Genomic DNA, 17,035 nt, shown 5'->3' with positions numbered 1-17,035 from the left:
TGTTTTTGTGAGGAATGAAAGAAAGAATGCTATTTTTAAACCTTCAAACCAAAACAATTTTGAAAATCAGTCATTTACATCCAATGAATTTCTGTCGGCCAAAAAACAAACCACAACTTATGAAAAAAAAAATTACCCTACAGATCATTTTATTGGCGGTTGTAGCGACTAGCAATATCATGTCTGCTGCCAGTTTAAAAATAAATTTTTACAATGCATCGGATGCGATCCGGACAAATGCCATTCCCAATTCACAAAGCATCTGGCCATCAAGCATAAATTTTATGACATTGGTAGAACCATGTACCACAACAGCACCTACAGGCGATGTGGCACAAATCTTTTGTACGGGCGCAACAGTATCAAACCTCACTGCAACCGGAACCGAAATTAAATGGTATGCAGGAGCAATTGGCGGAACGGCTTTGGCTCCTGAAACAGCATTGGCAAATGGAACCATATATTACGCCTCACAAACTGTCACTTGTGAATCAACTACACGTTTGGCAGTGACAGTAACAGTAAATACCATGCCATCGATACTAACAACCACACCTGGAAACAGATGCGGCATTGGAGCAGTTCTACTCGGTGCAACGGCGAGCGCGGGAACGTTGAGTTGGTACAATTCGGCTTCTGGCGGAAATTCCTTAGGAACCGGAGCTACATTCTCAACCGGGGCTTTAAGCGAAACCACGACTTTCTATGTCTCAGCAAAAAATGGAAACTGTACTTCTGAAAGGGTTGAAGTGCTTGCAACGGTAGGCGCGCCATTGATCACAGGAATCACACCGGGCAATCGCTGTGGGGCAGGAAGTGTCACGCTTGGCGCAACATCCAACACGCCAACTTTAAACTGGTATGATGTTTCAGCAGGAGGAACGCCAATCGGAACCGGAAATACATTCAACACCCCATCAATAAGCATCAGCAGGACTTATTATGTACAGGCTGTCGATGGAAGTTGTACTTCTCTAAGAACCACAGTTTTTGCGGCAATCAATGCCGTTCCGAATATCACTGGGGCAGATCAGATCATTTGTGGTCCCAGTGCAACAACTTTATCTGCTACAGCCACAGCCGGAACGATTAAATGGTATGCTGCTCCGGGCGGCGTTGGAAGCGTGCTCGCAACAGGAAGCCAATATGAAACTGCGATACTCGACCAAACGACTACTTTTTTTGCCGTTGCAACCAATGGAAATTGTACTGCTGAAACTGCGGTTACAGTAATGGTTTCAACTACGCCTCCTGCGCCAACTGGAGAAGCAAACCAAACCTTTTGCAATGCACAAACGTTGCATGAACTTCGTGTAACCGGGGAAAATATATCATGGTATAGCGAAGCTTCAGGTGCGGGGATATTATTGGATCCATTTACGCCGCTGGTATCCGGAACTACATACTATGCGGTACAAAGTTTTGGCAATTGCGAAAGTCCGAGCCTTGCAGTTACGGTAAGTTTAGGAGGTTGTTTGAAAACGGAAGGTTTTAGTGCTGACGCGTTCAAATTATACCCAAATCCAATTACAGATGTCCTCTATATATCTTACAAAGGAAACATTTCAAAAATCGAGATCAGCAACCTTATGGGGCAGGTTATGAAAAGCCAAACAATTAACGCACCTGAGGCAAAACTCTATTTCTCCCAATTGGCAGCAGGAATTTACCTAATAAAAGTTGAGGTTGAAAACCATTCCGAAGTATTCAAAGTGATCAAAAAATAATTGATTTTATAAATCAAAAGCCCTTGAAAAATCAGGGGCTTTTTTTATTTTAGCAAAAATTCAATCCATGACGACCCGTGAACAAAAAATAAGCCTGCTTTGTGAAATGATCGCATTCTCGATCGTCGATGGGCGGTTGCATGAGCTCGAATATGAATTCCTCAAAATTGTCGCCAAAGAACTCTACATCTCCAAGGATGAATTCAGCCAGCTTTTCCACACCGAATTGCCATCCGAAGTCATCAAATCTGAAGCCCAGCGCATCCAGCAATTTTATCGTTTGGCTTTGTTAATGCATGTTGACGGCGAAATCCATGAAAAAGAAAAAACCGCGATCCACGAAATCGGTGTCAATATGGGACTCAATCCATTTGCGCTCAAACGCGTCCTCAAAGCAATGAAAGATTCACCAACTGGCATGGTTGGGCAGGAATTTTTATTACAGGTTTTCCACGAACAGCACAATTGATTTTTTTTGAGGAGCATGTTCCTGCTATCCGCTGCAATCTTTTTTGTTTGACATTCCGCTGCGCTCCAGATCAAACAAAAAAGGATTTCCGCTGCTATCAGGGCTAGGCATTTGTAAATACTTTAACCCTTTTGCGTCAACGATAGCGCGGAATTGTATTTCGTGACCACAAAAAGATTATAATTTATTAAAAGCATATTTGAAAATATACAGGCACGGATTGCAAATCCGCGCCATCAGGCTATATACAATTTACAGACCGCTGAGAAATCGTATATAGTACTTCTTAAATCGTAAATCCCTACACTTTTTCCTGCAAAGACTTAATTTCGTCCCGAAGTTTCGCCGCCTGCATAAAATCAAGATCTTTCGCTGCTTTTTCCATCGACTTTCTTTTTTCGCGGATCATTTTTTCAATCTTGTCTTTAGGCATATAAGTGGTATCCGGTTCAGCAGCGGCTTTAAGCGCAGCCGCGCCCAGTTCTTCATCAACGAGTTTATATTTCGTAAACGCGCTTTCGATGCTTTTGTTTAAAGCGGTCGGAACAATATTATTTTCGGTATTGTGGTTGATTTGCTTCGTCCTTCTGTAATTCGTTTCGTCAATCGTGCGCTGCATGCTGTCGGTCATTTTGTCGGCATACAAAATCGCTTTTCCGTTGAGGTTTCTCGCCGCACGCCCAATTGTCTGTGTTAGCGAACGGTTGCTTCTCAAAAATCCTTCTTTGTCGGCATCTAAAATCGCAACAAGAGAAACTTCAGGTAAATCCAGGCCTTCACGCAGTAAATTTACCCCAATCAGTACATCAAAAATCCCTTTTCGCAGATCCTGCATGATCTCGATCCGTTCCAATGTGTCCACTTCCGAGTGAATGTAGCGGCAGCGAATGCCCACTTTTGCCAGATATTTTGCCAGTTCTTCAGCCATTCTTTTTGTCAGAGTCGTCACTAAAACGCGTTCATCAATTTCAGCGCGCAGTTGAATTTCTTCAATTAAATCGTCAATCTGGTTTAAGCTTGGGCGCACTTCAATCACCGGATCCAAAAGTCCGGTCGGACGAATGATCTGTTCAATAAAAATACCGTCAGTTTTCTGCAATTCATAATCCGCCGGGGTCGCCGAAACATAAATCACCTGGTTTTGCATGCCTTCAAATTCCTCGAATTTCAACGGACGGTTGTCCATCGCAGCCGGCAATCTAAAACCATATTCAACCAGATTTTCTTTTCTGCTTCTATCACCGCCATACATCGCGCTGACTTGTGACAAGGTCACGTGGCTTTCATCAACCACCATTAAATAATCTTTTGGGAAATAATCAAGCAGGCAGAATGGACGCGTTCCGGGCAATCTTCGGTCTAAGTAACGCGAATAATTTTCAATTCCGGAGCAATAACCGAGTTCACGGATCATTTCGAGATCGAAATTCGTCCGTTCTTCAAGACGTTTTGCTTCCAAATGCTTGCCTATGCTTGTAAAATAATCGACCTGTTTCACCAAATCCTGCTGGATGTCCCAAATCGCATTTTGCAACACATCTGGCGATGTCACAAACATATTCGCCGGATAAATATTCAAGATATTGTATTTTTCAACGACCAGAGAAGTCTTGATATCAAACGCTTCAATGTCCTCAATTTCATCGCCGAAAAAGTGGATTCGGAACGGTTCGTCGCCATAACTTGGAAATACTTCTACCGTGTCGCCTTTAATCCTGAAAGTTCCGGCTGTAAAATCGGCTTCGGTTCTCGAATACAAACTCTGAACCAATTGATGCAACAATTTCGTCCGCGAAATCACTTGTCCTTTCTTGATCGAAATCACATTTTTCTGGAATTCAACCGGATTTCCAATTCCGTACAAACACGACACCGAAGCTACGACCAAAACGTCGCGACGGCCTGAAAGCAACGAAGAAGTCGTGCTCAAACGCATTTTCTCCAGTTCTTCATTGATCGAAAGATCTTTTTCTATATACACGCCGGTTACTGGCATGAAAGCCTCGGGCTGGTAATAATCGTAATACGAAACAAAATATTCTACGGCATTGTTCGGAAAAAACTGTTTGAACTCTGAGTACAATTGGGCTGCAAGTGTTTTATTGTGTGCCAATACCAAAGTCGGGCGCTGCACTTTTTCAATCACATTTGCCGCAGTAAACGTTTTTCCGGAACCGGTAACGCCCAATAAAGTTTGGAATTTTTCACCGTCAAAGATGCCCTGAGCTAGTTTTTCAATCGCCTGCGGCTGGTCGCCTTTCGGCTGATAATCTGATACAACCTGAAATTTCATTTGAAAAGTTAAAAGTTTTGGAACACAAAGTTACAAAGGAAAGCGCTATAAAAAAGGTTAAACGAAACCTAAAATTTCCAGCTTTTGCGCTGGCTTTCAGATAAAAACGTCCAAGCTACGAAACGGCTCGATTTCTGGCCTTGCGACATGTCAATCGTTTTAATTTCGGCGGCGTTGACCTTGTTTAAGCTCTTATGAATGTTCGATAAATTCGATTCTTTTGAGACCAAAGTCGTAAACCACAACACCTGCATCGGATATTTGGCGCTTTCGTAAATCATTTGCGTGATGAAAGCGAGTTCGCCGCCTTCGCACCACAATTCGGTATTTTGTCCACCAAAGTTTAATGCTGCGGTTTTCTTTCCATGAAGGTTTTGGTTTTTGCGAAGCGTACTTTTTGCAGCTTCTTCTGCCGAAGCATGAAACGGCGGATTGCAGATCGTAAACGCAAATCTGTCTTCCGGAAGAATGATGTCCTTGAAAATAAACCTCGGGTTTACTTGCTGTTGCAAACTAATTGCTTCATTCAGTTTCGGATTTGCTTCGATGATTTTTACAAAATTATTCAACGCATTTTCATCAATATCGGTAGCGACGAAAATCCAGCCATAAATAGAATTCCCGATGATCGGGTAAATGCCGTTTGCGCCGGTTCCGATGTCGAGCCCGCAGGTTTCTGTTCCTTTGGGAATCTGATTGTCATTGGCTGCAGCCAACAGATCGGCGATGTGGTGAATGTAATCGGCGCGTCCTGGAATTGGCGGGCAAAGGTAATTTTCAGGAATGTCCCAGTTGTTGATTCCGTATTCAGAAATCAGCAACGCTTTATTGAGCGCTTTTACCGCATTTGGATCGCTGAAATCAATGGTTTCAATTTGGTGTGCGTTGACAGCAACGAATGTTTTAAGATCGGGATAAGCCGAAATCAGCCGTTCAAAATCATAACCAAAACGGTGTGGATTTCGCGGATGCAGATTGGTTTTCTCAGAAATTTCCTTTTTCATGTCGTTGCTTTCAGCCGCAAAGATACACAATCGGAATTTGGGAAATCAGCTCGAAAAAATGTTGTTGATTTGTGCATATTGCAGCAGCATGATCGTTTTGGCGTCTTTAATTTCGCCTGTTTTGATCATCTGGACCGCTTTTTCAAACGGCAGTTCGAGCACTTCGATATTTTCCTGCTCTTCTTCAAGACCGCCGCCTTCATCAACCTTCATGTCTTTCGTGTAAGCCGCGATAAAAAAGTAAATGATTTCGGTCACGGAGCCCGGCGACATATAGACTTCAAAAACCTTTTCGACATCTGAAACTTTGTAACCGGTTTCTTCTTCGGTTTCGCGTCGGATGCAGTCTTCGGGATTGTCTTTGTCGAGTAAACCGGCGCAGGTTTCGATCATCATTCCGGTTTCGTTGCCGTTTAGATACGTCGGAATCCGCAATTGGCGTGTCAGAATTACGGTTTTATTTTCTTTGTTGTAGAGCAGGATCGTAGCGCCGTTTCCACGGTCGTAGACTTCACGGCTTTGGGTTTCGGTCGTTCCGTCAGGTTTTTCGAGTTCGTAAGTGACTTTATTGAGAATGTACCAATTGTCGGATAACAGCTTGGTTTGGGTGATCTTGATTTTGTCGGACATTTATATGGATTGAATGGTTAAAAATAATGATTTACGGATTATATTCAGATACAAATCGGCGGCAAATCAGAAAAATTTGTTAGAAGTGATTGCGGTCTGATTAAAAACTTTAATTTTATCGTTTATTATTGAAAGCCAAATGAACTGCTATGAAATTGATTGTATGTCTGGGTCTGATTTTTGTTGCTTCGCCTGCATTTGCCCAAGGTGAATTCATCAATAGCAATACTGCCATCCCGGCGGTGCGGAATCCAAATACGACAACTATGAATCCGTCGTCGCCGTCGATTTATGCACCAAATGTTTACAATCCGGCACCAAAAACATCTACTTCTTCTGGTACTGCCATTGGCAACAAGCCGATAGATATGTCAACTTCAACAACCGAATTTGCAAACCCCAATGACCGTTACGTTGACAAACTCAACAAAAAAGAAACGGGTGAAAATTTTACAGTTTTCAGGAAAAACCAATATTTGGGTGATTTTAAAACAAAAGCGAACTCGGTAACCATCATGTACCGCGATTTTGGCGAAGTCGATGGCGATAAGATCAAAGTGCTTGTGAATGACCATGTAAAAGTTTCTGAAATTTACCTTGACAGCAGTTACAAAACGTTGTTACTTGATCTTGATAAAGGCTTTAACCGCATTGATTTTGAAGCGTTGAACCAGGGATTTTCAGGGCCAAATACAGCGCAATTTGCCGTTTATGACGACAAAGGACAATTGATTTCTTCGAATCAATGGAATCTTGCAACTGGATTTAAAGCGACCATTATTTTATTTAAAGAGTAGATTATTCGATCGCATAATTCACGTGATCGGTTTCTGACAAAGTAAAATAGCCAAAAACATAATTATCGAAATTCGTCTGGTTTACCAGATTGCTTCGTAAAGTCGCCGGTGGAACAGAAAATGGCCCGCCGCCATCTGCAATTCCGAGCAGGATATTCATGTAATTGCCGTATCGTTCTGAAATGCCGTAAAGCGTAATATCGAGGTTGTCACCGGGTTCAAGATCGCTGTCGCGGTACAATCCGAAAACCTGGTTGCCCTGAAAAAATTCGTCATCTTCAATATTGAATTCAGGAATCGCTTTGCGGCTTGATTTGAAACGCAGCATGTAAAAATCCCTTGCAAATCCGTTATCGGTAAAATAAACTTTTACTTCAATCGCATCGCCTTCATCGCCAAAGCCCGGTTTGGTTTCCTGTTCGATTTTATCGATTGGCGGTACTGGTTTTAAGGTTTCTGTAGCCGTGAGTGTCTGGCCGTTTGAAATGACAGTCAGCGTATAGGTTTCATTAATTTGTGGGACAAAAGTACTGCAAATATATTCTCCCGAATTTGGCACTGTTTCGATAAAATCAAAGGTCGTTCCGAGACTGTTTTTGATGTTGACGACCGCTCCGGAAACCGTTGGAATGTTGCTGTCGTAATATCCAGTGCTGGTCGAAAGCTTGATTTTTTGCTCGTTTCCGGCGGTTCCTTTTTGCCAATTGATTGCGGCATCAACAACCAGTCTTGGTGCTGCTTCATCCAGATCGACGTTTACAACATCTTCACAGCCTGTAAAAAAAGCGGCTGTAAAAAGGAGCAGGAGTAAGGCAAATGATTTTTTCATGATTATTTTGAATTGGAATAATTTTCCGTTTGTATCAGATTTTATTTTCATCGGATTAAAATTTAAAGTTGTAACTCACTCCGGGCACAATTCCGAAAATCGATAACCTCACCGCTTCATTTACGCCGGTTTCGTCATTCTGACGGAAGCTGATCGAAGCCGCATTGCTTCGGTTGTAAATATTATAAATGCTGAAAACCCATTCGCTTTGCCAGCCTTTTTTCTTAGTTGGTTTTGGAACATAGGTTGCAGATAAATCCAAATGATGATAAGCCGGAAGCCTGTTTCCGTTGCGCAACCCGAAACTCGGAACTGTAATGCCCTGGTACTGATATTGTCCGTCAGGATACGTTACTGGCTGGCCGCTTTGCAATGCAAAATTACCTCCGAAACTCCATTTGTCCGTAAATTTATAAGAACCCGTCACCGCAAAATTGTGCGTTTTGTCGTAGCCTGAACTGTACCATTCGCCGTTATTGATGCCGCTTTCTGTCGCATTTCTGCCCGGTGTTTGCTGTTGCGATTTTGATAAAGTGTAAGAAATCCAGCCGTTGAGCCTGCCTTCATTTTTTCTGAACATGACTTCAAGTCCGTAAGAACGCAGCTGGCCATTCAGGATGATTTGTTCCAAAGCGCGGTTGGCAATCAAATCGGCACCGTCAATATAATCAAGCCTGTTTTTTGTTTTTTTGTAGAAGGTTTCGACCTCAAGCGAATAAGCTTCATTCTTAAAATTCCTGAAATAACCCAGCGCAACCTGATCGGTTAATTGCGGCTTAATGAAATTATCGCTTGGTGTCCAAACGTCAAGCGGAGTAGGCGAAGACGTGTTCGTGATCAATTGTAAATATTGCACCATGCGGTTGTAACTCGCTTTCACCGATTGGTTGTCGTTGAATTTATAAGCAATGGTAGCGCGCGGCTCTAAATTGTTGTAATCGGCGACTGTTTTGTTTTTGCCGTAATATTTTGTTCCGATGGGTTTTGCTTTTTCATAAATCTGCAATTCCGGGTTGAAGACAACGGCCTGGTCATTTTCATAAATGTTCACATTGGTTTCACCCAAACGGTAAAACATGCTGTAACGGATGCCGTAAGTCAGCGAAATGCTTTTGGAAAGATCCTGTTCGGCGTCGATATAAAGCGCCGGTTCGAATGCTTTTTTCTTTTCGAGCTGGTCGGCGATGATTCCGGATTTTTCATCTGAAGGGCGGATTTTTCCGGGATTAAAATCGTAATAAATGGCATTGATTCCATAATTCAGCTTAAAATTATCGGACACATAATTCTTGAAATCGTATTTCAGGTTGTAGTTTTTGATTCCCGAATCCCATTTGAACCCAACGATGTCGAGATCCAAACCGTAATAATAATCACTATAAATCAATGATAAATTTGAAAAAAGCTTATCAGAGAACAAATGGTTCCAGCGTAAATTCAAAGTCGAATTCCCGTAAGTGTTTTCGAATTGATCCGAAAGGCTAAACACGTCACGGCCAAAATATCCGGAAAGGTATAATGTATTGTTCGCGTTAAGCTTGTAATTCAGCTTTGCATTCAGGTCATAAAAATACGCTACGTTGTCATTGTCGGAAAGTTTTAGGAACAAATGCGCGTAAGAAGTGCGCCCGCCAATTAAAAAGGACCCTTTGTCTTTTACGATCGGGCCTTCGGCCAAAAGCCTGCTCGAAATTAATCCGATGCCACCGTTGACATGAAAATCTTTGCTGTTTCCATCTTTCTGGTAAATGTCAAGCACCGATGCCGATCTTCCGCCAAAGCGTGCCGGAATTCCGCCTTTATACAATTTCAAATCTTTAATGGCATCGGGATTGAAGACCGAGAAAAATCCGAAAACGTGTGAAGAATTATAAATCATCGCTTCGTCCAAAAGGATCAGATTCTGGTCGGCGCCGCCACCGCGAACGTTAAATCCGGAGGCGCCTTCACCGGCATTTGTCACCCCGGGAAGCAATAAAATCGATTTCAGGACGTCGACTTCGCCCATGACGACCGGCATTTTCTTGATTGCGGCAATGGAAAGTTTGTTGACGCTCATTTCGGCTTTTCGAGTATTCGTAGCGGTGCGGTTGTCGGTAATTACGACCTCCTGAAGCTGCTCTTCATTCGAGGAAAGCGGGAAATTGATTTTGGTGTTTTTGTCGAGTGAAACGGTCTGCTCGATCGTTTGAAAACTGAGGGAACTGATCTGGACTTTATACGTTCCTTTAGGGATGGTGATCGAATAAAATCCGTATTCGTTTGTGGTGGTTGCCGCTTTGATTTCGGGGATGTAGATGTTTACGCCAATGAGGGTTTCATTGCTGTTTGCGGCAGAGATTGTTCCGCTTAGGGTGTACTTTTCCTGCGAAAATGCCGAAAAAAACACAAAAATGAGAAAGAACGAAAATGATAATTTTGGATGCATCCGATGTTTGTTTTGATTGCTATTGATTGGTTCGTCAGACGTTAAAACGGAAAATATGTTACAAACGTATGTGATCTTTTTGTAAAAATTATCCGATATTTCTGACAGTCCCAAATTCCTATCTTTTCAAAGCAAAATGGCCGATAAATATTTTTCCGTTGCCCAAGTCGACGCGGTACCAATAATCATCAGCAGCTAAAAGTTTGCCATTTAAAGTGCCGTTCCATTCGGGATTTCCAGAGGTAAGCATTTTGAGGAATTTCCCATATTGGTTAAAAATTGAGATCGTTGCTTTTGGAAAATACGACAATCCGGCAACATCGAAAGTGTCGTTATAACCATCACCGTTTGGCGTGAAATATTCGGGCATTCGGATTAATGAGAAGACTTCCGAATCAAATCCGCAACCAGTTCTTTCCCTGACATGCGCTGTTTTAATCCCTGAAATTTCATTGGGAAAAAAATTGGAATCCTGGTACATGATTTCGTCAAGCGAATATTCATAATCACCGGGTTGGGTAACCTCGATTGTAATGATGCCGTTTGTTGTATCAATATTAGAAATAACAGGCGTGTTTTTTTGCACGACGCTAAATGTCCGAACGTTTGAACAGCCGTCTTTAGTAACAGTAACGGTGTAGATTCCGGCAGTTCGAACTGTAATAATCTTTGAAATTTCAGTAGTTGACCAAACATAATCAACTCCGCTGATCCCGGCATCAAGATCAACGGTTTTGTTTTCACAGAAAGAAGTTTCGACATCCAGACCAACGATGGGTTGTGGAAAAACGGAGAGCTTGACTTCAGTTCTTGTTGCACTTACACAGGAAATGTTTGGAAGGGAAGCTTCAGCATAATAGCTGCCGGCCACAGTTGGCGTAAACGTGTCTGAATTCGCCAAAAGCAAATTTCCGCCGGCTGGCGCATCATACCAATTTGCCGCTCCGATCACTGATAATTCAAAGGAGTCATTGCTGCAAACCTGCCGATCGCCGTTGCTGGCAGGCGCAGGTGGAATCCTGTAAATCAAAATGTGGTAATAATCAGAAAGTGTATAGCAATATGGATTCGATAAATTGGAGGCATCCTGCGCGATCTTGACTCTGACATATTGCGAAGAACCCGGACCAGGAAGGTTATAACTGCTGCTAATTTCCCCTGGAATATCTGTCCAGTTTGTACCATCGGTACTTTGCTGCCATTGAAATACGTGCGGAGTAGCATTTGAAATTGCCACGCTCAGCGGAATCATAGCCGGGACATTTCCGAGACAGGCTTCGAAAATTGGAGAAGTGCTCAGTGAAGAAGCGATGGTAGCCGGATCTCCGCAGGAACGAAAAGAAATGTCGTCGATCGCGAGGTCATTTCCGCAACCACCGACGCCGTTATTTTTCATTTTCAATACGACCGAAGTTTGTCCGGGAAAAGTTGTAAATGTCAGCCCGAATTGTTGCCACAATGCTGTAGGACTGCCATTGATAGCGCCGGTACTGCCAGTTTTTAAAAGCGTGGTTTCGGTCGCATCCCAAATCTCAAAAGTCACATCAACAGGAATTCCGGTTCCAGCGCAGCTTCCTAAAGACGGACTGTAGACATTCATCAGCCAGGCAGAAAACTCAAAAGTTGTGTTAATGCAAAGACCCGTTACGCTTCGTTTGTAAAATTCTCCGGCAGTAAAACTTGCGTTGACAACAAGCGACCGGCCATTTGCTCCGTTGGTTTCCGTATCCGGCGTGTGATCGGGCGCATTGTGCCAGGCAGCGTTCAGATTCGTACGGTTTGAAATTGTATATTGGCCATCGTTTGGCAGGCCTGAAACAAAAGTATATGAAGTATAAGTAGCTGGAAGGGCGGGGCCGAATGCATTCCCGCTTCCAAAATTCTCGAAGAAAATGGGATCGCCTTTACTCCCGGTGCAAAACCCGAGTTGCCCGTAAGAATACGAAGTAATTAAAAGCAGTAAAAGGAAGCATCTCGTTTTCAAATCAGATTTATTCAGAAATTTTTAAATTTTATTCAGAAATAAAAAAGACGACCAATTACAGCCGTCTTTTTAAATAGTCATTATGGTCTTATGCCAATTTAGCTAAAGCCGCATTTAGTGTAGCGCTTGGGCGCATGGCTTCATCAGTTTTTTTGAAATCTGGTTTGTAATACCCGCCGATTCCCTGCTTTTTGCCTTGAGCACCAATCAATTCTTCATTGATTTTAGCTTCATTTTCGGTAAGCTCTTTTGCAATTTCTGTAAAAGTTGCTTTCAATTCGGCATCTTTATCCTGAGCGGCCAAAGCTTGTGCCCAGTATAAAGCCAAGTAAAAATGCGAACCGCGGTTATCGATTTCGCCTACTTTTCTCGCTGGGGATTTATCGGTTTCGAGGAATTTTTCAGTTGCGGCATCCAACGTTTCAGACAATACCAATGCTTTAGAATTTTTTAAAGTCTGTCCTAAATGTTCCAATGAAACACCCAAAGCCAGGAATTCGCCCAAAGAATCCCAACGTAAATAACCTTCTTCAATAAACTGCTCGACGTGTTTTGGCGCAGAACCTCCGGCTCCGGTTTCAAACAATCCGCCGCCGTTCATTAACGGAACGATCGACAGCATTTTTGCAGAAGTTCCGAGTTCCAGGATCGGAAACAAATCGGTTAAATAATCACGCAAAACATTTCCTGTGACCGAGATGGTGTCTTTGCCGTCTTTGATTCTTTCGAGAGAAAAATTCGTAGCCTCGATCGGATTCATAATTCGGATATCGAGTCCGTTGGTATCGTAGTCTTTCAAATATAAATTGACTTTTTCGATCAGGTTTCTGTCATGCGCGCGGTTTTCATCAAGCCAGAAAATCGCTGGCGTATTAGACAATCTGGCGCGGTTTACGGCCAATTTTACCCAGTCGCGGATCGGGCCGTCTTTCACTTGACACATCCTGAAAATATCGCCTTTTTGAACTTTTTGCTCCATTAAAGTTTCGCCTTTTGAACCGATCACTTTCACGATTCCGTCGGCATCCATCTGGAAAGTTTTGTCGTGCGAACCATATTCTTCAGCAGCTTGCGCCATCAAACCAACGTTTGGAACGCTTCCCATGGTTGTTGGGTCGAATGCGCCGTGTTTTTTGCAAAAATCGATCGTGGCAACATAGACGCCGGCATAAGAACGGTCCGGAATGATCGCTTTTGTATCTTGTCCTTTTCCTTCCTTATTCCACATTTGGCCCGAAGTACGTATCATTGCCGGCATAGAAGCATCCACAATCACATCAGAAGGCACGTGGAGATTCGTAATTCCTTTATCAGAATTGACCATCGCAACGGCCGGGCTGTTTGCGTAGACTTCATTGATCGCAGTTTCAATTTCCCCTTGTTTCGGATGGCCCGCAATTTTCGCATACACATCGCCGAAACCGTTTTTGGTATTGACGCCGAGTTCTTTAAACAAATCAGCATATTTTTCGAAAACATCAGCAAAGAAAACATCAACGATGGCCCCGAAAATAATCGGATCGGAGACTTTCATCATCGTCGCTTTCAAATGCACCGAAAATAAAACGCCTTTGGATTTCGCATCTGAAATTTGGGCTGCAATGAATTTTTTTAACGAATTCACGCTTAAAACCGCGCTGTCAATTACTTCGCCAGCCAATAAGGGCGCGTTGTCTTTTAATATTTTAGAAGTTCCGTCGTTTGACGTAAACTCGATTTTAAAGGTATTTGCTTCGGGAACCACGATCGATTTTTCACTTCCGTAGAAATCGCCTTCGCTCATGCTTGAAACGTGGGTTTTCGAATCGGCACTCCATGCGCCCATGCTGTGCGGATGTTTTCTGGCGTAGTTTTTCACCGCTTTCGGGGCACGCCTGTCGGAGTTCCCTTCACGAAGCACAGGATTTACAGCCGATCCCAACACTTTGGCAAATTTTGCTTTGATTGCTTTTTCTTCGTCCGTTTGTGGATTTTCCTGGAACTCAGGAATTTTGTAACCGAGTCGCTGCAATTCGGCAATCGCTTCTTTCAACTGCGGAACCGAAGCGGAGATATTCGGCAACTTAATAATATTCGCTTCAGGCGTAGTCGCGAGTTTTCCGAGTTCCGCCAAATCGTCGTTGATTTTCTGGTCGTCGGTAAGAAACTCTGCAAAAGTTGAAATCATCCTTCCGGCGAGCGAAATGTCGCGGGTTTCGACCGAAATTCCGGCAGGTGCAGTAAAGGCTTTGACAATGGGTAAAAAAGAATGCGTGGCTAACATCGGCGCTTCGTCCGTAATCGTATAAAAAATCTTTGCTTTTGACATTATGTAGAAGTTTGTTATTCTTGTTTGTTGTAAGGGTTACAAATATAATAAAAGTAGGTTGTTTCTTTCCGTTAAAATAAGAACGAAATCGTTTGATTTAGCAATATGGCAATTAGAATTCAAATTTCTGAGCAATTCGTAAAATTCGATTCGAAATCTGTCAAAATCAAAAAAAATCCCGCTCTAAATGAATAGAACGGGATTTTAAAAATCGTTGATAATTGATTATCGTCTTTTATCTTTAATTTTCGCTTTTTTACCGGTAAGTTCTCTGAAGTAGAAAATACGAGCTCTGCGAACACTACCTTTTTTGTTGATCTCCACTTTCTGCAAAGCTGGCAAATGCACTGGGAAGATACGCTCAACACCAATTGCACCAGACATTTTACGGATTGTAAAAGTTTCAGTTGCACCAGAACCTCTTCTTTGGATGACAACTCCTTTGAAGAACTGTGTTCTTGTTTTTTCACCCTCTTTAATTTCGTAGTACACAGTGATCGTGTCTCCGGCTCCAAATACAGGGAAATCTTTTCTTGTAACCAATTCGTCGTTAACGAATTTCATTAAATCTGCCATGATAATTTTTTTAATTATGGTTTTAAATCGGAGCAACATTCGCGAACTTCGCCAGAGGTTGGTCTAATGTGGGCGCAAAGATAGATAAAAAGTCGAAAGTTACAAGTCGAAAGTTGAAAGTTTTTTAATATTTAAACGGCTGTTTTTTAAGCTTTTGACTTTTGACTTTCCACTGTAGGTTACTCAAGCAAATCTGGGCGGCGATTTTTCGTATGCTCATAAGCCATATCTTCTCTCCATTTTTCAATTTTCGCCGCATGGCCGCTGGTCAAAACATCGGGAACTTTCCAGCCTTTGTATTCTGCCGGGCGCGTATAAATTGGGCCGGATAATAAATTGTCCTGGAAACTGTCGGTCAGGGCAGAGGTTTCATCGCTCAAAACACCCGGAATCAATCTAATCAAAGCATCAGACAACACCAAAGCGCCGAGTTCGCCGCCGCTCAAAACATAATCGCCAATCGAAATTTCCTTCGTAATAAAATGGTCGCGCACGCGTTGGTCTACACCTTTATAATGTCCGCACAAAATGATAATGTTTTCGAGCATCGACATCGTATTGGCCATTTTCTGGTTCAAAGTTTCCCCGTCGGGCGACATATAAATGATCTCGTCATAGTCGCGCTCGCTTTTGAGTTTTGCAATGCAATCGTCAATCGGCTGAATCATCATCACCATTCCTGCGCCGCCGCCAAACTGATAATCATCCACACTTTTTTGCCTGTTCGTCGTATAATCGCGCAAATTGTGAAAATGCACTTCAACAATTCCCTTGTCAATGGCGCGTTTCATAATCGAAGCCTCAAACGGACTCCGCAGCAATTCAGGTAAAATGGTAATAATGTCTATTCTCATGATGGTTTTGAAAGCGGCAAAGTTACAAAGTTCTTAAGTTTTTTCAGGAGCTATTTCCCGCTTTCCACTGCAATCTTTTACTTCATTGCATTCCATAAAAGGATTTCCGCTGCAATCGGGGCTAAAAATTCGTGCCTGTTCGTGCAATTCGTGGCAAAAAAAAATCGTAATTTTGTTCCTCAAATTAAAAAAATAAAACCATGGAAAACGGAATATACGCCAAATTCAACACTCCAAAAGGAGCGATTTTGGTAAAACTCACCCACGATAAAACACCGGGAACCGTAGGGAACTTTGTCGCACTTGCCGAAGGAAACCTCGAAAACAAAGCAAAACCACAAGGAGAGCCATTCTTCAACGGATTAAAATTTCACCGTGTGATTCCCGATTTTATGATTCAGGGCGGCGATCCACAAGGAACAGGAACCGGTGGACCGGGTTACAAATTCGAAGATGAATTTCACCCAGACCTAAACCACGATACGCCTGGCGTTTTGTCAATGGCGAATTCCGGTCCTGGAAGCAACGGATCACAATTTTTCATCACGCACATCGCAACGCCTTGGCTCGATCAGAAACATACCGTTTTCGGAAATGTAGTCGAAGGACAAGACGTTGTAGATGCAATCGCTCAAGGTGACACTATGGAAACCGTAGAAATCATCCGTGTAGGCGAAGAAGCTGAAAAGTGGAATGCCGTTGAAGCCTTCCGTACATTCGAAGGTTCACGTACCAAACGTGAAGCGGCTCAAAAAGCTTTAGCTGAAGCAGAAATGGACAAACTTGCAGCCGGTTTCGAAAGAACTGAAAGCGGTTTGCGTTACCAAATGATCCAAAAAGGAAATGGTAAAAAAGCTGAAGATGGCAAAACAGTTTCCGTACATTATTCAGGTTCGCTGCCAAACGGAAAAGTATTCGATTCGTCTTACACCAGAAAAAAACCAATCGAATTTCCACTCGGACGCGGAAATGTAATCGAAGGCTGGGACGAAGGAATTGCTTTATTGCAAGTTGGCGATAAAGCGCGTTTCGTAATCCCATCGCATTTAGGTTACGGGGCACAAGGCGCTGGTGGCATAATTCCACCAAACGCCACATTGATTTTCGATGTAGAGTTAATGGACGTAAAATAATTT

At 42.8% G+C, this 17,035-nt stretch carries 12 protein-coding genes and 1 pseudogene; 4 read left to right on the top strand and 9 right to left on the bottom strand.

Annotation, left to right across the window (positions count from 1 at the left end; genetic code table 11):
• Positions 1-119: 119 nt before the first annotated feature.
• Both BLS32_RS11565 and BLS32_RS11560 read left to right on the top strand, forming a co-directional pair.
• A complete protein-coding gene (locus BLS32_RS11565) occupies positions 120-1,727 on the top strand; it encodes an Ig-like domain-containing protein (RefSeq protein ID WP_170227562.1) in 1,608 nt (535 codons plus the stop codon).
• A gap of 40 nt (positions 1,728-1,767) precedes the next feature.
• A pseudogene (locus tag BLS32_RS11560) lies at positions 1,768-2,196 on the top strand (TerB family tellurite resistance protein); the annotation flags it as partial.
• 301 nt (positions 2,197-2,497) lie between these two features.
• On the opposite strand, the gene uvrB reads toward BLS32_RS11560, so the two are convergent.
• The 3 genes from uvrB to nudK all read right to left on the bottom strand — a co-directional run bounded on the left by uvrB (position 2,498) and on the right by nudK (position 6,123).
• Complete coding sequence (gene uvrB / locus BLS32_RS11555) at positions 2,498-4,489, bottom strand: excinuclease ABC subunit UvrB (RefSeq protein WP_091395766.1); 1,992 nt, start codon at positions 4,487-4,489, stop codon at positions 2,498-2,500.
• Positions 4,490-4,557: 68 nt separating this feature from the next.
• Entirely contained in the window at positions 4,558-5,493 is a 936-nt protein-coding gene (gene rlmF, locus BLS32_RS11550) for a 23S rRNA (adenine(1618)-N(6))-methyltransferase RlmF (RefSeq protein WP_091395763.1), read from the bottom strand.
• 45 nt (positions 5,494-5,538) lie between these two features.
• On the bottom strand, positions 5,539-6,123 hold the full coding sequence (nudK, locus tag BLS32_RS11545) for a GDP-mannose pyrophosphatase NudK (protein ID WP_091395760.1): 585 nt from the start codon (positions 6,121-6,123) through the stop codon (positions 5,539-5,541).
• 149 nt (positions 6,124-6,272) lie between these two features.
• Between nudK and BLS32_RS11540 the strand changes: the two genes are divergently transcribed.
• Positions 6,273-6,920 (top strand): hypothetical protein, encoded by a 648-nt coding sequence (locus BLS32_RS11540; RefSeq protein ID WP_091395758.1) that lies wholly within the window; start codon positions 6,273-6,275, stop codon positions 6,918-6,920.
• A 1-nt stretch (position 6,921) separates the two neighbouring features.
• On the opposite strand, the gene BLS32_RS11535 is transcribed toward BLS32_RS11540, so the two are convergent.
• The 6 genes from BLS32_RS11535 to trmD form a co-directional block, all read right to left on the bottom strand.
• Positions 6,922-7,800: a DUF4249 domain-containing protein gene (locus tag BLS32_RS11535; RefSeq protein ID WP_245699423.1), complete on the bottom strand. Its 879-nt coding sequence runs from the start codon at positions 7,798-7,800 to the stop codon at positions 6,922-6,924.
• 4 nt (positions 7,801-7,804) lie between these two features.
• Positions 7,805-10,177 (bottom strand): TonB-dependent receptor, encoded by a 2,373-nt coding sequence (locus tag BLS32_RS11530; RefSeq protein WP_091396133.1) that lies wholly within the window; start codon positions 10,175-10,177, stop codon positions 7,805-7,807.
• 118 nt (positions 10,178-10,295) lie between these two features.
• Complete coding sequence (locus tag BLS32_RS11525) at positions 10,296-12,161, bottom strand: T9SS type B sorting domain-containing protein (protein ID WP_091395755.1); 1,866 nt, start codon at positions 12,159-12,161, stop codon at positions 10,296-10,298.
• Positions 12,162-12,249: 88 nt separating this feature from the next.
• Positions 12,250-14,472, bottom strand: coding sequence for an NADP-dependent isocitrate dehydrogenase (locus BLS32_RS11520; protein WP_091395753.1), 2,223 nt, complete (start codon positions 14,470-14,472; stop codon positions 12,250-12,252).
• Between the two features lie 222 nt (positions 14,473-14,694).
• Entirely contained in the window at positions 14,695-15,045 is a 351-nt protein-coding gene (gene rplS / locus BLS32_RS11515; protein WP_091396131.1) for a 50S ribosomal protein L19, read from the bottom strand.
• 179 nt (positions 15,046-15,224) lie between these two features.
• Positions 15,225-15,899 (bottom strand): tRNA (guanosine(37)-N1)-methyltransferase TrmD, encoded by a 675-nt coding sequence (gene trmD, locus BLS32_RS11510; RefSeq protein WP_091395750.1) that lies wholly within the window; start codon positions 15,897-15,899, stop codon positions 15,225-15,227.
• A gap of 200 nt (positions 15,900-16,099) precedes the next feature.
• Here trmD and BLS32_RS11505 point away from each other — a divergent pair, with 200 nt between their 5' ends.
• Positions 16,100-17,032, top strand: a complete 933-nt coding sequence (locus BLS32_RS11505; protein ID WP_091395747.1) for a peptidylprolyl isomerase — start codon at positions 16,100-16,102, stop codon at positions 17,030-17,032.
• Positions 17,033-17,035: the final 3 nt, after the last annotated feature.

The organism is Flavobacterium noncentrifugens, assembly GCF_900100375.1.
GTDB lineage: Bacteria > Bacteroidota > Bacteroidia > Flavobacteriales > Flavobacteriaceae > Flavobacterium > Flavobacterium noncentrifugens.
This window is presented reverse-complemented; position numbering and strand designations above follow the sequence as displayed.

Bases quoted from the DNA above. Each gene is read 5' to 3' on its own strand.
- BLS32_RS11505 (WP_091395747.1), top strand. From the start codon at position 16,100: ATGGAAAACGGAATATACGCCAAATTCAACACTCCAAAAGGAGCGATT.
- BLS32_RS11530 (WP_091396133.1), bottom strand. From the start codon at position 10,177: ATGCATCCAAAATTATCATTTTCGTTCTTTCTCATTTTTGTGTTTTTT.
- nudK (WP_091395760.1), bottom strand. From the start codon at position 6,123: ATGTCCGACAAAATCAAGATCACCCAAACCAAGCTGTTATCCGACAAT.
- rplS (WP_091396131.1), bottom strand. From the start codon at position 15,045: ATGGCAGATTTAATGAAATTCGTTAACGACGAATTGGTTACAAGAAAA.
- trmD (WP_091395750.1), bottom strand. From the start codon at position 15,899: ATGAGAATAGACATTATTACCATTTTACCTGAATTGCTGCGGAGTCCG.
- rlmF (WP_091395763.1), bottom strand. From the start codon at position 5,493: ATGAAAAAGGAAATTTCTGAGAAAACCAATCTGCATCCGCGAAATCCA.
- BLS32_RS11535 (WP_245699423.1), bottom strand. From the start codon at position 7,800: ATGAAAATAAAATCTGATACAAACGGAAAATTATTCCAATTCAAAATA.
- uvrB (WP_091395766.1), bottom strand. From the start codon at position 4,489: ATGAAATTTCAGGTTGTATCAGATTATCAGCCGAAAGGCGACCAGCCG.
- BLS32_RS11565 (WP_170227562.1), top strand. From the start codon at position 120: ATGAAAAAAAAAATTACCCTACAGATCATTTTATTGGCGGTTGTAGCG.
- BLS32_RS11540 (WP_091395758.1), top strand. From the start codon at position 6,273: ATGAAATTGATTGTATGTCTGGGTCTGATTTTTGTTGCTTCGCCTGCA.